The 17,016-nt window shown below is 68.0% G+C and carries 19 protein-coding genes; 4 read left to right on the top strand and 15 right to left on the bottom strand.

Features of this window, described 5'->3' with window-relative positions:
* Positions 1-18: 18 nt before the first annotated feature.
* The 5 genes from FHW12_RS20510 to FHW12_RS20490 form a co-directional block, all read right to left on the bottom strand.
* The gene (locus FHW12_RS20510) at positions 19-1,410 is read right to left on the bottom strand and encodes a sensor histidine kinase (RefSeq protein ID WP_182532928.1); all 1,392 of its coding nucleotides are present in this window, start codon (positions 1,408-1,410) and stop codon (positions 19-21) included.
* Positions 1,407-2,081 (bottom strand): response regulator transcription factor, encoded by a 675-nt coding sequence (locus tag FHW12_RS20505; RefSeq protein WP_182532927.1) that lies wholly within the window; start codon positions 2,079-2,081, stop codon positions 1,407-1,409. The genes FHW12_RS20510 and FHW12_RS20505 overlap by 4 nt, the downstream gene beginning before the upstream one ends.
* A 77-nt stretch (positions 2,082-2,158) precedes the next feature.
* Entirely contained in the window at positions 2,159-2,413 is a 255-nt protein-coding gene (locus tag FHW12_RS20500) for a hypothetical protein (RefSeq protein ID WP_182532926.1), read from the bottom strand.
* Positions 2,414-2,525: 112 nt separating this feature from the next.
* A complete protein-coding gene (locus FHW12_RS20495; protein ID WP_182532925.1) occupies positions 2,526-2,855 on the bottom strand; it encodes a hypothetical protein in 330 nt (109 codons plus the stop codon).
* 93 nt (positions 2,856-2,948) lie between these two features.
* On the bottom strand, positions 2,949-3,260 hold the full coding sequence (locus FHW12_RS20490; RefSeq protein ID WP_182532924.1) for a hypothetical protein: 312 nt from the start codon (positions 3,258-3,260) through the stop codon (positions 2,949-2,951).
* A 110-nt stretch (positions 3,261-3,370) separates the two neighbouring features.
* On the opposite strand from FHW12_RS20490, the gene FHW12_RS20485 reads away from it, so the two are divergent.
* The gene (locus FHW12_RS20485) at positions 3,371-5,701 is read left to right on the top strand and encodes a winged helix-turn-helix domain-containing protein (RefSeq protein ID WP_182532923.1); all 2,331 of its coding nucleotides are present in this window, start codon (positions 3,371-3,373) and stop codon (positions 5,699-5,701) included.
* Positions 5,702-6,224: 523 nt separating this feature from the next.
* A complete protein-coding gene (locus tag FHW12_RS20480) occupies positions 6,225-8,276 on the top strand; it encodes an FG-GAP repeat protein (protein WP_182532922.1) in 2,052 nt (683 codons plus the stop codon).
* Positions 8,277-8,414: 138 nt separating this feature from the next.
* On the opposite strand, the gene FHW12_RS20475 is transcribed toward FHW12_RS20480, so the two are convergent.
* From FHW12_RS20475 to FHW12_RS20430, 10 genes are all read right to left on the bottom strand, one after another.
* Positions 8,415-8,984 (bottom strand): dihydrofolate reductase family protein, encoded by a 570-nt coding sequence (locus FHW12_RS20475; protein ID WP_182532921.1) that lies wholly within the window; start codon positions 8,982-8,984, stop codon positions 8,415-8,417.
* 37 nt (positions 8,985-9,021) lie between these two features.
* Positions 9,022-9,330, bottom strand: coding sequence for a hypothetical protein (locus FHW12_RS20470; RefSeq protein ID WP_182532920.1), 309 nt, complete (start codon positions 9,328-9,330; stop codon positions 9,022-9,024).
* Positions 9,327-9,797, bottom strand: coding sequence for a hypothetical protein (locus FHW12_RS20465; RefSeq protein ID WP_182532919.1), 471 nt, complete (start codon positions 9,795-9,797; stop codon positions 9,327-9,329). Before FHW12_RS20465 ends, FHW12_RS20470 begins: the two co-directional genes overlap by 4 nt.
* A 38-nt stretch (positions 9,798-9,835) precedes the next feature.
* Positions 9,836-10,039, bottom strand: coding sequence for a DUF3185 family protein (locus FHW12_RS20460; protein WP_182532918.1), 204 nt, complete (start codon positions 10,037-10,039; stop codon positions 9,836-9,838).
* Positions 10,040-10,190: 151 nt separating this feature from the next.
* Entirely contained in the window at positions 10,191-10,592 is a 402-nt protein-coding gene (locus tag FHW12_RS20455; RefSeq protein ID WP_182532917.1) for a hypothetical protein, read from the bottom strand.
* Positions 10,593-10,724: 132 nt separating this feature from the next.
* The gene (locus FHW12_RS20450; protein ID WP_182532916.1) at positions 10,725-11,513 is read right to left on the bottom strand and encodes a nucleotidyltransferase domain-containing protein; all 789 of its coding nucleotides are present in this window, start codon (positions 11,511-11,513) and stop codon (positions 10,725-10,727) included.
* Between the two features lie 54 nt (positions 11,514-11,567).
* Positions 11,568-12,137, bottom strand: coding sequence for a YdeI/OmpD-associated family protein (locus tag FHW12_RS20445; protein ID WP_182532915.1), 570 nt, complete (start codon positions 12,135-12,137; stop codon positions 11,568-11,570).
* Between the two features lie 33 nt (positions 12,138-12,170).
* Entirely contained in the window at positions 12,171-12,368 is a 198-nt protein-coding gene (locus FHW12_RS20440; protein ID WP_182532914.1) for an RNA-binding protein, read from the bottom strand.
* 661 nt (positions 12,369-13,029) lie between these two features.
* Positions 13,030-13,500: a hypothetical protein gene (locus FHW12_RS20435; protein ID WP_182532913.1), complete on the bottom strand. Its 471-nt coding sequence runs from the start codon at positions 13,498-13,500 to the stop codon at positions 13,030-13,032.
* 103 nt (positions 13,501-13,603) lie between these two features.
* Complete coding sequence (locus tag FHW12_RS20430) at positions 13,604-13,780, bottom strand: hypothetical protein (RefSeq protein ID WP_182532912.1); 177 nt, start codon at positions 13,778-13,780, stop codon at positions 13,604-13,606.
* Between FHW12_RS20430 and FHW12_RS20425 the strand changes: the two genes are divergently transcribed.
* On the top strand, positions 13,779-15,161 hold the full coding sequence (locus FHW12_RS20425) for a hypothetical protein (protein WP_182532911.1): 1,383 nt from the start codon (positions 13,779-13,781) through the stop codon (positions 15,159-15,161). The genes FHW12_RS20430 and FHW12_RS20425 overlap by 2 nt on opposite strands.
* A gap of 207 nt (positions 15,162-15,368) precedes the next feature.
* On the top strand, positions 15,369-16,982 hold the full coding sequence (locus tag FHW12_RS20420) for an APC family permease (protein ID WP_182532910.1): 1,614 nt from the start codon (positions 15,369-15,371) through the stop codon (positions 16,980-16,982).
* Positions 16,983-17,016: the final 34 nt, after the last annotated feature.

The raw sequence follows: 17,016 nt of genomic DNA, 5'->3' as shown, positions 1-17,016 counted from the left end.
GTCCGGCCTACGAGGTCGTCAGCACCATAGGCGCATGCGCGTGCCGCGCGGCGGGTTGTCGCCGATCGAGAATTCGTAGCCGTGCAGGCGCGCGATCGCCGCGACCAGCGGCAGGCCGAGCCCGTGGCCCACTGCATCTCCGGCGCCGGACGCGGCGCTGCGATAGAACCGGTGCAACACCGCGTCGCGTTCGTCCACCGGAATGCCGCGACCGTCGTCGACGACGTCGATCACGACGCGGCCGCCTTCGCTCGCCGCGCGCAGCACGACGTGGCCGCTGCGTGGCGCGAACTTGATCGCGTTGTCGACGAGGTTGCCGATCGCCTCGAACAGCAGGTGGCCGTCCGCGCGCAGCGCCGGCACCGCGTCCGCCTCGAGCGCGAACGCGATCTCCTTCTCTTCCGCGAGGGGCGCGTACAGCTCGTGCACGCGCCGCAGCGTCTCGCCGACGTCGACCGTGCCGAAGCCCGCGCGGCGGCCGATGTCCTCGAGCTCGGAGATGCGCAGCAACGCGCGGAAGCGGTCGAGCAATGCATCCGCCTCGACGATGCAGCGCTCGACGAGCTGGTTGCGCGGATCGCCGTCGCCGCCGAGCTGCTGCACGCGGTGCAGCTGCGTGCGCAGGCGCGTCAGCGGCGTGCGCAGGTCGTGCGCGATGCTGTCGGACACCCCCTTGACCTCGCCGAGCAGGCGCTCGATCTGTTCGAGCATGCGATTGACGATCGCCGCGAGCATGTCCAGTTCGTCGCGGCGCTCCGACACCGGCAGGCGCGCGCCGAGGTCGCCGCGCATGACCGGCTGGATCGCCGTCTCGATGTCGCGCACGCGGCGCAGCGGCCCGCGGCTGAGCAGGTAGCCGCCGAGCAGGCCGGGCACGAGCGTGAGCGACAGCGCCCACAGCAGGCCGCTGCGGATGATCGCGCCGACCTGGTCGACGACGCGGTAGTCGCGCGCGAGCAGCATCACGCTGCCGTCGCCGAGGCGCAGCGCGACCGCGTGCATGCGTCCCGCGCGCTCGCCGCTGATGCGCTGCACGCCTTCGGGCAGCGGGTGCACGACACCGTCGATCGCGAGTCCGTCCGGCAGGTGGTCGACGTCGCCGGCGATGTAGTGCCCTTGCGCGTCGAACAGGCCGGACGCCATGAGGCCGCGCAGGTCGAGCTGGGTCGTCGCCGCGAGCAGCGCGGGCAGGTGCGCGCGTTCGACCGACGACAGGTATCGCAGGCGTTGTTCGAGGATGCTGTCGACGATGCCGTCGAGGTAGTTCGCGGTCTGCCAGCGGATCGCGCCGATCAGCACGACCGTCCAGGCGACGAAGAACGCACCGTAGACGAGGATCAGGCGCTTCGTGCTCGAACGCCAGCGGCCACTGAGCCCGTCCTGCCGCGCCGCCGCCTCGCCGGCACTCATGGCGCGCGCATCGCGTAGCCGCAGCCGCGCACGGTATGGATCAGCGGCTCGAAACCTGGAGCATCGACCTTGCGGCGCAAGCGCCCGATGTGCACGTCGATGACGTTCGTGCCCGGGTCGAAGTGGTAGCCCCACACGGCCTCGAAGATCATCGTACGCGTGAGCACCTGCCCCGCATGGCGCATGAGGTATTCGAGCAGGCGGAATTCGAGCGGCAGCAGGTCGAGCGCGACGCCGCCGCGGCGCGCATCGCGCGCGATGAGGTCGAGCTCGAGGTCGCCGACGCGCAGGCTCGTCTCGCGCACGCCCGCACCCCGGCGCAGCAGTACCTCGATGCGCGCGGCCATCTCTTCCGGCGCGAACGGCTTGGTCAGGTAGTCGTCGCCGCCCGCGCGCAGGCCGCGCACGCGCGCGTCGACGTCGCTGAGCGCGCTGATCATCAGCACCGGCGTGTCGACGCCCGCGCGACGCAGCTCCGACACGAGCTCGAGCCCGTCCATGCCCGGCAGCATGCGATCCAGCGTGATCGCGTCGTAGCCGCCCGCGAGCGCGCGCTCGAACCCCGTGCGGCCGTCGCCGACGCAATCGACGTCGTTCCCCGCCGCCTGCAGTTCCGCGGCGATTTCGCGCGCGGTGACCGCGTCGTCTTCGATGGTCAGGATTCGCGCCATGCCGCCCGTGCCCTCGTCCGGTGCAGCTTAACGCAGCGAATGATCAGGCTGCAGCGCCCCTCGCGCGCTCGCGTCGGTCAGTGCGCAGGCAAGGGGACGAACACGATGACGCCAACGACGAACAGCGCGGCAGCGAAAAGTAGATATCCCATCGCGAAGGTGGCCGATCGGCAGAACTCCGTGCCACCGATGGCCTTGAGGAAGGACTGCGAATAGCAGAACCACAGGGCGGTCGGGGGATCGACGAGCCACGCCCAGCGACGATGCGCACCCGCGACCAGCATGACGCCGGCCGCTGCTACGATCGTTGAGAAAAACAGATAAGCGAACATGAATTGGGATGACCGATGGTGATGCGGCGCTGCTCACCTTGATACTGGCGCGACGCGGCGGACGCGCGGTAGGGTGTCGTGCGGGTCGCGCGAAGCAGCGAGCCACTGATCCTCACTGAAACAGCCCGGGGAGAAACAGGCTTGGGAAGCCCGGGCAGGCATAACTACCCGAGCGATAGAACTTGTCGTAAGTGGTATCGCTGAGCAGGAGCGGCTGGCGAACCAGCACCAGCGTCCCCAACGCCGCCATGAACGCGACGCCGGCGAACTGCCACTGGAACGAGCGCCCTTGGCTTGGCCGGAGGCGCGCGACGAACAGGCCGGCGGCGACGAGTACGACCTGCAGGGCAAGGGCCAACCCCAAGCGGGAACCGTCTACCGGAGGGCTCGATGGACAACGCAGCGACGCGAGCCAAAGATCGCCACCGAGCGCGAAGGCCACGGAAACTCCGAAGCTGAGGCGTGCAATGCGATTCATGAAGTGTCGCGCCGGGCCGCGGAGATGCCTGCAGTCTAGTGCTCGCCAGGCGAGCCGTCATGACCTGTGCGAATGCATCGGCACCGCGGCAAGAAGCACTGCGCCGACGGCGCCCGCCGCGAGAACGCCGACGACCACGACGCGGAACAGCGCCGCCCGACGGCCCTGCCTGCGGAAACGATGGAACAGGCGATGCAACCGCTCGAGGACGGCGGCGAATCCGATGGCCGCGAGCAGGGCCGCAGGCGTGCGAAAGCCCGACAGGAACGCCACCGACACGACGAATGTGCTCAGCGCGGCGACGATCGCGATCCGCCTGGCTTCGACCAAGGCATCCACGTTGGGCGTATGCGTTGCAGGCTTATTCATCGGCGGGGATGCTCGAGGAGATCGATACCGCTGACCACGAACGCCCGCCGGAATTCCCACGCCGCGGCCCGGCGGCCCCGTTGCCGAAGGGTGCCGGGTAAGCTAGGCGGATGACCCACGTTGTCTATGCCTTCGGCGACTTCCTGCTCGACCCGCTCACGCGCGAGCTGCGCCGGGGAAGCGTCGTCGAGAACCTCCCCGTCAGCACGGTCGACTGCCTCATCTATCTCGTCCAGCACCGCAACCGTTCGGTCGGACGCGACGAGCTCGCCTCGGCGGTGTGGGGGCGCATGGATGTGAGCGAGGCGTCGCTGACGCAGGCGATCATGCGCCTGCGTCGCGTCGTCGGCGATGCGTCGTGCATCCGGACGACGCCGCGCCTCGGCTACCGATGGGCGTTCGAACCGACCCGCGAGCAGTCGTCCGAACCCCCACCTGCGATCGACTCGCACCACACCGCGGCCGCTCCGGCTCCGGCTCCATCCGCCACGCGCAACACGCGCATTGCGTGGATGGCGGGCGTATCGATGTTCGTCCTCGCGATCGCCGCATCGGCAGCGTGGTGGTTCTCCACCCGCACCACCACCGATCGGCCCGCCGTGCCGCCCGATTCATCCACGGCAGGGCCCGTGGCCGTGATGGTCCTGCCCGCGGGTGTCGATGCCGCGGGTGAATGGGCGTGGCTGCGGTTCGGCCTCATGGACCTCATCGCGAACCAGCTGCGGGACGGCGGCTTGACGACGACGCCGAGCGAGACGACGGTCGGCCTCATCAACGCCAAGCGGCTCGACGCCGACACGCTCGAAGTCGATCCGTCGTTCGCGAAGGTCACCACCCTGCTGGTCAAGCCGCAGGTCGCGCAAGCGGGGGGTGTGTGGAACATCCAGCTCAGCGCGAACGGACCGGGCGCGATGAAACGCGTCGCGGAGGCGCAGGACGCGGACGTGCTCGTCGCAGCACGCCGCGCGGCCGACACGTTGCTGGTCCGGCTCGGCCACACGCCGCCGATGCGGCCCGGCGCGCCGCAAGGCGTGGAGGAACTGGCGCAGCGCATCGCCGCCGCCGGCCTCGCCGGCCAGCTCGATGTCGCGCGCACGATCGCCGAGCACGCGACGCCCGAGCAGCTGGCCCGTCCCGAGATCGGCCTCGCCCTCTCCTACGTGGACTTCTACAAGGGCGACTATCAGGCGAGTCGCGCGCGCTGCGAAGCCTTGCTCGAACAGGTGTCGGCGGAGCGCGACCCGCACATGCGCGCACTCGTGATCAACCAGTTGGCGGTGATCGATTTCCGCGAGCAGAAATTCGCCGACGCCGGCGCCCGCTTCGACAAGGCGCTCGAACTCCTGCGCTTCGTCAATGATCCGAAGGCGAAGGCGGCCGCGTACACGGGTCGCGGCGGCGTCGACGTGCTGGCCGGGCGCCTCGATGCCGCGACCGCCGAAATGGGCCAGGCGCGCCTGCTGCACGAGATGAGCAACGATGCGTACGGAATGGCGCGGGTCGACCTCAACCTCGGCGCGATCGCGATGTATCGCGGGCAGCCGCTCGTCGCGGTGCCGCTGTTCGAGCAGACCGCCGAGCGGTTCGAAATGCTGGCCGTGCGCGAGGCGCGCGATTCCGCGCTGCGCTCGCTCGCGGAGGCGTACGCGATGCTGCTGGAACACGACAAGGCGCTCGCCGCCACCGAGCGGCTCGTGCGCGAGGGCACGCAGGCGCCCAACGCGCGCGAGCGCTGGTGGAACACGTTGAGCCGGGCGGTCTCGCTCGCCGGCGTCGGTCGTCTCGACGAAGCGGTCGTGCTGCTGCAACGCATCCGCAAGGACAGCGACCCCGCCGCCGACGCGGCCGTCCGCAGCGAAGCCGACGCCGCGCTCGCCGACATCGCGTTCGTGCGCGCAGACTACGCCGAAGCCGGACGCAGCAGCCGCGCGGCGCTCACGCCCGCGCTCGAGAGCGCGAACGACCAGGACTATTTCGGCGCCTGGTTCACGCGTATCCGCGCCTTGCAGGCCACCGGCGACGTCGCCGGCGCGGCCGCCGAATCGTCGCGCCTGAAGGACTGGGTCGCCAAGTCGCCGAACGACCGTCGCACCCTCTACCTGCGCCTGCTCGAAGCCCAGCAGGCGCGGGGCGAGCAACGCAGCGACGCGGCGCTCGCGGCCTTCGCCGATGCGCTGGCGCGCGCCGAACGCTCGGGCATTCCCGAGGACATCCTCGCCACCGCGAGTCCGTACGCCCAGGCGCTCGTCGACGCCGGCAGGATCGACGAAGCCTCGGCCCTCGCCGGGCGCGTCGCGCCTTGGTCCGAACGCGACCTGCGCAGCGCCCTCATCGAAGCGCACGTGTATGACGCCATGCACAATCCGGACGCCGCGCAGCGCGCGTTGCGGCGCGCGCGCGAACTCGCGGGCGAGCGGTCGCTGACCGCCCCGGTGCGCTAGCCCGGCGTCGATCCGGCGCCGCGACGCGGCGTCCGCGGATGAAATCCAGGGAAATCAGCGCCATCTACATCCGCGCTACTCCCTTTCTGCGTCCATTTTCACTGCCGATGCGGGAACCGACGCCGCCGTTGCGCGATGGTGTGGTGTCTCCGACGGCCGGAGACCACGCCGCCGGGACGGTGGCGTGCGCGACGGTGCAGAGGGCGCCCGGGCGGATCTTAGGGCACTGCACCATCCGGGACGGCAGGACGCTCCACTTCACCGCAGCATCGGTGCCGACCGTGCTGCCCGCGACGAGGTTCGGGGATCGCCAGCGGCGCTTCGCCCCTCGCGTGGCCGCGCAACCATGAGGGAAAGATCGAGTATGAATGGCTTTGCTTTCGCTTCGCGTCCGCGCGCCTCGCGGACGATCGGGTCCGTGGTCTGCATGGCGCTGCTCGCGTGCGCGATCCCGCTGCACGCGACCCCTTCGGGGAAAACCGCGTTCTCCCGTTCCTCCGTTCCCGCCGGCTTGCGCGCGGCCGTGAACGACACACTCGGTGCCGACGCCTGGGTGCAGGTGCAGGAAGTCACCGAGGCCGATCCGGCGTTCGATCCGGAGTTCGGCTACGCGGTCGCGCTGCACGGCGACGTCGCGATGGTCGGCGCGCAGCAGGCCAGGATCAATGGCAACGACGGCCAAGGCGCGGTGTACGTGTTCGAGCGGTCGAACGGCGTCTGGACGCGGACTCAGAAGCTCGTCTCCGACGACGGCCAGGCGTTCGACACGTTCGGCCACTCGATCGTGTTCGAAGGCGACACCGCGTTGATCGGCGCCTACGGCGCGATGGTCAACGACAACTTCTCGCAGGGTGCGGTCTACGTGTTCACGCGCGTGAACGGCACGTGGATGCAGACGCAGAAGATCACCGCCGTGGACGGCCAGGCGTTCGACAACTTCGGCTATTCGCTCGCGTTGAGCGGCACCAAGGCGATGATCGGCGCCGACGGCGCGACGGTCGGGACGAACGGCTTCCAGGGCGCGGCGTACGTCTACGACGGTTCGTCCGGCACCTGGACCAACACGCAGAAGCTCACCGCGAGCGACGGCGGCATCGGCGACATCTACGGCTACTCGATCGCGTTCGACGGCACCCGCGCGATGATCGGCGCGTACGCGAACAACGGCTACCAGGGCGCGGTGTACGTGTACGGCGAGAGCGGCGGCACATGGGCCGAGACGCAGAAGCTCGTCGCCGCCGACGGCGCGCCGAATGCCTACTTCGGCTACGCGACGGCGCTGTCGGGTTCGACCTTGCTGATCGGCGCGTGGGGTGCGCAACCCGGCGGCATCGACATGAAGGGCTCGGCCTACATCTTCACCGAGTCGAACGGCACGTGGACGCAGACGCAGCAGCTCGGTGCGAGCGACGGCGCGATCCAGGACAAGTTCGGCCACTCGGTCGCACTGCAAGGCACGACCGCGCTGATCGGTGCGGACGGCTGGAGCGCAGCGACCGCGCAAGGCGCCGTTTACGAATTCGACGGCAGCTCGGGCACGTTCGTCGAGACGCAGCGGTTCGTCGCGAGCGACGGCGCGCCGAGCTACCAGTTCGGCCTGCCGGTGACGCTCGACGGCGATACCGCGCTGGTCGGTTCGTGGCTGTGGCGCGCACCGGACAGCTCGATGCCGGGCTCGGCGTACTTCTTCCAGCGCGGCGGCACGCCGCCGCCGACCTACACGATCGGCGGCACCGTCAGCGGCCTCGAAGGCAACGGCCTCGTGCTGCAGCAAAGCGGCGGCGATTCGCTCCCGATCACCGCCGACGGCAGCTTCACGTTCGCGACGCCGATCCACGACGGCGCCGCCTACGCGGTCACGGTGTCCGCGCAACCGGGCAATCCCGCGCAGACCTGCACCGTCGCGAACGGCAGCGGCACCGTCGCCGGCGCGAACGTCGAAGACGTGGCCGTGACGTGCACGACCGATATCCCCGACGCGATCTTCGCCGACGGCTTCGAAGGCGGCGCGACCGGACCGGCCACGCTGGCGCAGACCACCGACAGCACGCCGGTCGCGCAGAACTCGGTCGCCTGCGGCCACAACGACACCGGCACGACGACGGAGAACCAGTACTGGCGCCGCTACTACTTCAGCGAGTACGCGATCACCAGCACCACCCATGTCGGCAGCGTCGACGTGTCGATCGAACAGACCACCGGAGCACCGAACATGACCGTCACGCTGTACACGATCCCGCATTCGGTCACCGTCGACACGATCGACGTCGGCCAGCTCGCGCAGATCGGCCAGGCCGTGGTCACGACGCCTGCGAACGCGGTGATGACCTCGGTCAACGTGCCGGTCACCGGCACGATCGCCGACCCGCGCAGCAGCGACCTCGTCGTCGAGGTCTCCACCGACGACGGTGCCGTCGACAACACGGTTTTCTACATCGGCTCGACCACGTCGCCCGAGACGCACCCGAGCTTCATCAGCTCGGCCTCGTGCAACATCGCCGACCCGGTCGCGACCGCCGACATCGGCTATCCGGACATGCACGTCATCGAAGCCGTCAACGTCACCACCGACTGAGCGGACCGGTCACTCCCCGCGCCGCGGTTCGCGGCGCGTCGACCGCTGCCGGCCTGCGTCGCGTCGCCGTTCCCACCTCCCTCGGGGCGGCGGCGTCGGCGCAGGATTTTCCCCGGAGTCTGCCGCAGCGCGATCGGCTCAGCGGCGAATGCGATAGCGCAGGTGCGTCGCCTCGGGCGTATCGATCACGCGGACGATCTCCAGTTCGATGCGCGACGGCAACACGTCGAACAGGCGACGACCGGCACCGAACAACACCGGCACCTGGTGGATCTGCAGCTCGTCCAGCACGCCGGCCGCGAGCGCGGTCTGCGCGATGTACGCGCCGTGCACGAGGACGATCCGGTTTCCCGCGGCCGCTTTCGCCTGCGCCATGGCGCTCGCGATGCCGTCCAGCACATACGTCACGCGCGGATAATTCGCGACCGAAGGGCCCGGCGGCCGATGGCTGGGAACGAAAATCGGCACGCCCTGGTTGTCGCCACCCCAGTGATCGACCTGCTCCACCGTGCGCCGCCCCGCGAGTATCGCGCCCGGCGGATTCCACTCGTCCCACACTTCGCCCAGCGCACCGGATGGCCGCGAGAAATCGCCGAACCATTCGTGCAAGCGGTCGAACCCTGCGCCGCCCGGGTGATCGACGTCGTCGTTCGGACCCGCGATGTAGCCGTCGAGCGACATGGACATGAAGAGCACGGAGGTGGTCATGTGGACTCCTGGAGTTCTGCCATCTCTCGAGGACGACTCATCCGTCGGTGTTGGCCCGGCACGATGTAGCCGCTGGCTGCACCGGAGTCCAGTGCGCTTCCAGCGTGGGCCACCCACCGTCGCGGGTCTGGCCAGAACCGACGCAACGAAATTCCGCGCGCGCGACCGCGGCAGGAAACTCGGCTCCTGCAGGCGTCAGTTCGAACAGGTCCGTCGAGTCCTCGGGGCCGTACACGTCCAACCAGCGCGACTCGAAGGAGTGTGGCCGCCCCTCGAAAAGCGCGACACGCCGGTGCGGGCCATCGAAGTACTCCGCCAGCTCGATGACCGCTTCAAACTGCGTCATGGCATCGGCACGACGCGCAACGTCGCATCGAACAGGTCGCGCGCCTTCGCGTCGATCATGCGTGCGGCGAAGACCTTGGCCTCCGCGTAGTGCCTCGCGTGCGTCGCGGCATCACCTTTCGCGGCAGCGACATTGGCGGCCACCGCATGCGCGAACGCGAGTTCCCAGGGCGCGAGATCGGGCTGCGTGAAGTGCGGCCACGCTTCGCCGAGGCACTGCGCCGCCGACTCGGGACGCTTCAGCAGCGCGTACACGTGCGCGAGCAGAAGCGCAGCATGGGCATGATTGTCCGGCGTGCCCACGATCGTCCAGAAGTACATCGCCGCGTGCGCGGCATGCAGCATCTGCGCATCTTCATCGGTCGATCGCTGCGGCATCTCCGCGAGCGTCCACGCGCGGTTGTTGGCCTGGGAGGCCAGCCGCCGTTGCCAACGACCGAGGTCTTCCGGAACCGCTTCTTCCGCCATCGATCATCTCCGCGTCATGTGCGATGCCTGTTCATCGGCTACGCATCCAGGGCACCGAAGAGCAACGCCAGGCCAAACCAGACACACAAAAGTCCGCCCGCCCACCTGAGGAAAGCAGCGTGAAGGCGCGGCATGGCGAACATCCTGAGCACGACGCCGCCGTTCGTCGTGATCCACTTGCTACCGAAAAGGATGACCAAGATGCCCGCCACGACGAGAACGATGCCCAAGATGCGACTCATGGCCCTCACCTGATGCTCGAGCCAGGCGACTCGACGGCAACCAGCTTAACGCAAGCGCCACGGCGGTTCGCTTGGGCCACGCGCAGGCGCGCGCCGCGTATTGACGCACTCGAAGACACGCCTTGGGCCAGCTGGCGACTCCGGGTGATCGTCAGCCGCCCATGCGTCGCGCGATGAGCCCCGCCGTCACGCTGCAAAGAATGAGGGGGACGAAAAACCAGGCCATCAACTCCAGCAACCGGCCTGTCGGCACGAAGGCACTGAATTCCTGTGCCGACTTGAAGCCTTGGATGTCGGTCGCGTTCGCGACGACGTACCTGATGGCCAGTACCTGGATGGTCATCGCCGTGCAGCCGAGAACGAACGCGAGGATTCTCGAGGCGCTTCGCGGGGACTTTCGCGAACTCAATGCATAGCAGAACCACCCGAGCAAGGCGTACCCGAACAGGATGACGAGAGCGGCGATCGAGACACGTCCGAAGCGCGTCGTGATCTCGATCCACGCGATTCCACCGAAGAGAACACCGATGCCGAAAGGGATGCTTCTGTCCATGAGCCGACCCTCGGATAAGGCCGCGCCGCCAAGCTGACGCGGACGCCATGAGGCCCAGTCTAGCGCAAGCGTTTCGCCGCCATGCGAGCGTAACGACGCCATGTGCGCCATGTGCAGTCGCGCGAAGCGCGGTCAGGCCCACGCCTGCCGGAGGCTGGATCGAAACACACGATTCAACTCAGGTAACGCTTCGCGGCGATTCGGAGGCGACGAAGTGACACCGTCCAGCCGCTCGAGCTCCGCCTCGATGAACGCGTGGATGCTCGCGACGGGGGCTTCCAGGCCCATTTCCGGCGCTGCGCGCTTTCGTTCGAGCAGCGCCCGGATATCCGACACCAGGGCGTGCTCGCCTTCGACGAGTTGGAGCAGCTTGTCGAACTCGATCGGCGCGGCGACGCCGTAGCGTTCCAGCCAGCGAACCGACAGCAGCGGGCGAAGGACGTAGAAGTATTTCTTCAACGGAACGAGATCCGCCTTCAGGTAGCCGCGGAAGTTCGTCTTGGCCATGCTTCGATAGTGATGGATACCTTTCTCGCAATTGTAGACCTGCGGAAGGAGCCCGCGAACGTCACTCGCGAACGCGGTGTGTTCGGCGTAGACGTACGGCGACTGGATCCACTCGACGAACGCCGGGTTCGACTTCCAGAACAGGCGCAGCGCCTTGCGCACGTCCCAGCCGTTGAGGTCGATCTCGTCGACGATCGGATACTCGATCACGTCGCGTTGCTCCTCGAGCCCGACCGACAGGTACCAGTCGCGGGAGTTCGCGTAGATGAAGCGTGCATCGTAGTCGCTGTTGGGCGACTCGAACCCCCACGCACGACTGCCGGACTCCACCGCGAGCAGCACGCAGACGCCGTGCTCTTCCTCCGCTGCGCGGATCCGGCGAAGGATTTCGGTTCGGACGTCGGGTGGGATCATCGGGTGGGAACCTCGATCGCGTTGCGCCGCGAAGCGACGATGAATGGCTGCGGGCTAGGGATGCAGCTTTTCGCCATTGGCCAGCATCTCGACGAACCGGGCGATCTTCCTCGCGCGCGTTTCCGCCTTCTTCACGTTGTGAATCCTGAAGAGAACGGCGTAACGATTGCTGCCGTCGAGCGTCGCGAAGAAGGCTTTCGCCTTCTTGTTCGCATCGAGCGCCTTCTGCAGATCGTCGGGAACGGTCGACGTCCTCGCCGAGGAATACGCCGCGTCCCATCGACCGTCCTGCTTGGCCCGTTCGATTTCCCGTATTCCAGCGGGATGCATTCTTCCCGCGGAGATCAGCGCCTCGGCCTTCGCCTTGTTGATCTTCGACCAGAGGCTCCTGGCTGTCCTCGTCGTGAAGCGCTGCAGCCAGTAGTGTTCGTTCTCCGCCTTCTTCTGGCCGTCGATCCAGCCGTGGCAGAGCGCGCTTTCGATCGCTTCCGCGTAGGTGAGGGTGGCTTGACCGGCGGCCTTCTTGGCCAATCGAAGCCAGACGCCGGTCGTCGCGTTTGCGTTGAGCTCGAGCCAGGACTCCCACTCGGCCTGGTTCGCAAAGGTAAGCACGGGATCGCTCATGGCATTCTTTCGTCGCGCTGCCTGACGCCCAGCTCATGCCGAACCCGCGACGACGACGTTCCTCGCAAGCGTCTTGAAGCGAGTGCCGTCCTTCTGGACGACGGTGATCGTGACGTGACCCGTCTTGCTGGTCTTGATGTCCGTGACGGTGCCGGACTTTCCCGCGTGGGTGCCGCCGACGACGCTGCAGCGGGCACCATCGACGAGCTTTGCGGTGGGTTGGGCAGTCATGCGTGCTTCCTCGTTCGACACCCGCGCCGAGCCGATGGCGGCACGACAGTGGGGCAAGTGGCCGCTGCCGGAGGCCCGCGCAGCGGCATGGCTTGAATGATCAGGCGGCGGCAGCGGTCGAAACCGATGACGAACTTGCGCGTGAGCACCCGCTGCTGGCTTGGCAGTTTATCCGTGGCCTGCTTTGCTGGCCACGCCCGTCGCAACACGCTTCCGATGATCAAAAAAGCATCAACGCAATGCATCCGACCTGACTGCGAGCGGGTTCGTCCTGACGGTGAATCGGTTTTCCGTGCTTCGCATCAGCGAACACCCGCTTCGTGTCAGCTCACGCGCCCGGTCGAGCAGGTCGGCGGCATTGCTGATAGCGATCGGACCCGCTTCGTGTCGGGAAAAACCTGCTCGCGATCAGGTCCGGCGCATGGCGTGTCGGTGGAAACCCGTTTCGTGTCAGCTCGGCCGCTTCGTCGAGCAGGTCGCGGGGATTCCGGAGGACTGCGGCGCTGCTTCGTGTCGGGACATTCACGCGGTCGACCCGCACCGTCGCGTCTTGCAGGGCTGCGGCACGGTTACGCTCGGCGTTACCGGAACTCGCGCACGAAAAAAAGCCGCATCGCTGCGGCTCGAAGGGCTTGCACATCGGTGTTCCGGTGCGACGGTGCTACGCGGTCTTCACCTCCTTCGGCTTGCGCGGCGACTTGGCGAAGCGGATGCCGAGTTCCTTGCGCAGTGCAGTCAGGCCTTCGGTGCGGCCGGTGACCTTGAGCAGGCTGTAGGCCTGCAGCGCGACGTCCATCACGTCGCTGCCGAGCGCGGCATCCGTGTCGCTCGCGCGTTCGCTCAGGCGGGACAGGCGCACCAGGCGCGGGCGCAGGTGGTCCATCGTGGCGAGATCCGCCTGCGCGTCGGCGAGGCCGACGTTGGCAGGGACCATCTGCGGGTTCTGCTCCAGCACGCGCAAGGCCTGCCGGCAGAACGCCTCGGACTTCTCGCCCATGCGGCGCATCGTGCGCTTCTGGGCGGGACTCAGCGCGATCAATCCGGCGAGGTGGCTTTCCAGTTCCGAAAGGGCCGCGTCCACGGCCTGGAGCTGGGCGTCGTCGAAGCTGAGCGAAACGAGGTTCTGCGTCATGGTGGTGCTCTCCTGTCTGTCTTTCCCATTGACCGACCGGCCAAGCCCTGTGCTTGCCGACCGGATGCCTTGCGGCATGGAGGGATTGCAACAGGAGGCGGTCTCAGGGGTTGCGACAGGCGATCGCAGGGTTGCCGACGGAGAACCCGTCCCGGCCCACCGTGCCGTGCGCGGCTTTGCCGACGGCCCCGGCGACCACGGGGATGCCGAAGGACATCCGCCATCGGCATGACTGGAAACGGATGATTTGGCGTTTCTCCTGTGCAAAGGAGATCACCATGACCCATGTCCGTTCCCGCTTCACCGTCGTCCTGTCCGCGTTCTTCGCCACCGCCGCACTCGCCCACGACGGCGACCTCGACCCCACCTTCGGTACCGGCGGCTACACGATCATCGACTTCGGCGCCACCGCCATCGCCTACGGCCTCGCCCTTGCGCCCGACGGCAAGATCGTCCTCGGCGGCACCGTCGATGGCGGCGCCGCCACCGGCACCGACGTCGCGGTCGCCCGCCTCTCTCGCGACGGCCATCCCGACACGAGCTTCAGCTTCGACGGCAAGACCACGGTCGCGGTCGGCGCCGGCGCAGCGACCGACACGTCGTTCAACACGATCGTGCAGGCGGACGGCAAGATCGTCACGATCGGCGACGGACCCGATACCGCGGTCAATGGCGACGACAGCGACATGGAAGTCGTGCGCTTCAACCTCGACGGCTCGCTCGACACCTCGTTCAGCGGCGACGGCAAGGCGTTCATCAACATCGATGCGGGCGGCACGAACAACGATCGCGCGCTCGACGGCGTACAACTGGCCAACGGCAAGCTCATCCTCGTCGGCAACGCGGAAGTCACGGGACAAGGCACCGACTTCGCGATCGTGCGCCTCAATGCCGACGGCAGCCGCGACACGAGCTTCGACGGCGACGGCCGCGTCACGCTGCATTTCGACCTCGACCCCACGTTCAAGGACGAAGTCGCTTCGAGCGTCGCGATCGACGCATCCGGCAATATCCTTGTCGCCGGCATCGCGCCGCACGGCAGCCAGTCCAACTACGATTTCGCGATCGCACGGCTCACCCCGAGCGGCGCGCTCGACCCGAACTTCGGCGGCGACGGTCGCGTCACCGTGGCGTTCGACATCGGCGGCAATCTCGACGACGAACCGCTCGAACTCTCGATCGGCCCCGACGGCTCGATCTATCTCACCGGTGCCGTCACCGACAACGGCTACGATTTCGCCGCGCTGAAACTGCTGCCGGACGGCACGCCGGACCCGACATTCGGCAACGGCGGCAAGGTGACGGTGCCGTTCGACCTCGGCGACACGAACAGCGACCCTGCCTACGGCGCGGCGCTGCAGGCGGACGGCAAGCTCGTGCTGGTCGGTTTCGCCGCGGTCGCCCCCGGCAATTCCGACATCGCGCTCGCGCGCCTCACCGCCGATGGCCAGCTCGACCCGACGTTCGGCTTCGCCGGCAAGCAGGTGATCCCGCTCGACCTCGGCGGCAACCTGTTCGACGCCGCCGTGCGTGCACGCATCGAGGACGGCTATTTGGTGATCGGCGGCGTCACCACCGGTGCGGGTGGCTACACGCAGTTCCTCGCCGCCCGCATCGTGATCGACACGGTCTTCGACGACGGCTTCGAGACGACGCTCTGATCGCAGGGTGCGCGGGTCCGTCGATGGATCCGCGCGGGCGGTCCGCAGCCTTCCGCACGCCGACGGATGCGCGGGGCGATGGCCGCCTTGCGTGAAGCATCGCACCTGCCGCCGGCGCGGCTTCCGACCCGCCAGCGCTGACTTTCGGCGGCCGACCTGCGACCATCGCCGCTTCGTGCCGCACCCGCGGCCCACTGGGGTGTCTGCATGTCCGACCATTCCTCCCTCCGCCGCGACGTCGGCCCCTTCGCGCTCATGCTCACGGGCCTCGGCTCGATCATCGGCTCGGGCTGGCTCTTCGGCGCCTGGAAAGCCGCCGGCCTCGCCGGTCCCGGCGCGATCTGGGCGTGGGTCATCGGCGCCGCCGTGATCACGACGATCGCGCTCACCTACGCCGAGCTCGGTGCGATGTTCCCCGAATCGGGCGGCATGGTCCGCTACAGCCACTACTCGCACGGCTCGCTGGTCGGTTTCATCGGCGCATGGGCGAACTGGATCGCGATCGTCTCGGTGATCCCGGTCGAGGCCGAGGCGTCGGTGCAGTACATGGCGTCGTGGCCATGGCAGTGGGCGCAAGACCTGTACGTGCACACCGCAGGCGCCGCGCACGGTGAATTGACCGTGCCCGGCCTATGGATCGCGGCGGTGCTGGTGATCGTCTACTTCCTGATCAACTTCTGGAGCGTGAAGCTGTTCGCGCACTCGAACACCGCGATCACCGTGTTCAAGCTCGTCGTGCCCGCGGCGACCGGCATCGCGCTGATCGCGAGCGGTTTCCACGCGGAGAACTTCTCGGTCGGCATCCATCCGGGTTCCGAACACACGATCGACTGGGCCGCCGTGCTCACTGCGGTCGCGACCGCCGGCATCGTGTTCAGCTACAACGGCTTCCAGAGTCCGGTGAACCTCGCCGGCGAGGCGCGCAATCCCGGCCGCAGCATCCCGTTCGCGGTGCTCGGTTCGATCGCGCTCGCGACGGTCGTGTACCTGATCCTGCAGGTCGCCTACATCGGCGCGGTGCCGACGGAGATGCTCGCGAAGGCCGGCTGGAAGGGCATCGACTTCCGCTCGCCGTTCGCCGAGCTCGCGATCCTCGTCAACCTCAACTGGCTCGCGATCCTGCTCTACGCCGATGCGTTCGTGAGCCCGAGCGGCACCGGCATCACCTACACCGCGACGACCGCGCGCATGATCTACGGCATGGAGCGCAACGGCACGATGCCGCGCGTGCTCGGCCGCCTGCATCCGGTGTGGGGCGTGCCGCGCCCGGCGATGTGGTTGAACCTGCTCGTCTCGTACGTCTTCCTGTTCTTCTTCCGCGGCTGGGGCACGCTCGCCGCGGTGATCTCGGTGGCGACGATCATCTCCTACATGACCGGCCCGGTCAGCGCGATGAGCCTGCGCCGCACCGCGCCGGACCTGCATCGTCCGTTCCGCCTGTCCGGCCTGCCCGTGCTCGCCGCGCTCGCGTTCATCTTCGCGACCGAACTGCTGTACTGGGCGAAATGGCCGCTAACCGGCGAGATCATCCTGCTCATGGTGGTCGCGCTGCCGGTCTATTTCTACTACCAGGCCCGCGCGGGCTGGCGCGATTTCGGCCGCCAGCTGCAAGGCGCGTGGTGGCTGATCGTCTACCTGCCGGTGATCGCGCTGATCTCCTGGGGCGGCAGCGACCGCTTCGGCGGCCAGGGCTACCTGCCGTACGGCTGGGATCTCGTTGTCGTGGCCGTGGTCGGTTTTGCGTTCTACGTGTGGGGCGTGCATTCGGGCTGGCGCACGCCGGCGGTGGAAGCCGCCCACGGCAACGTGCCGACCGACTAGCCGCAGCGCGGCTTGCGGCTGGCCCGAAGGCACA

This window comes from Dokdonella fugitiva, from assembly GCF_014138265.1.
GTDB lineage: Bacteria > Pseudomonadota > Gammaproteobacteria > Xanthomonadales > Rhodanobacteraceae > Dokdonella_A > Dokdonella_A fugitiva_A.
Note: the sequence above shows the minus strand (reverse complement) of the source record. Positions and strands in the feature narration are given on the sequence as shown.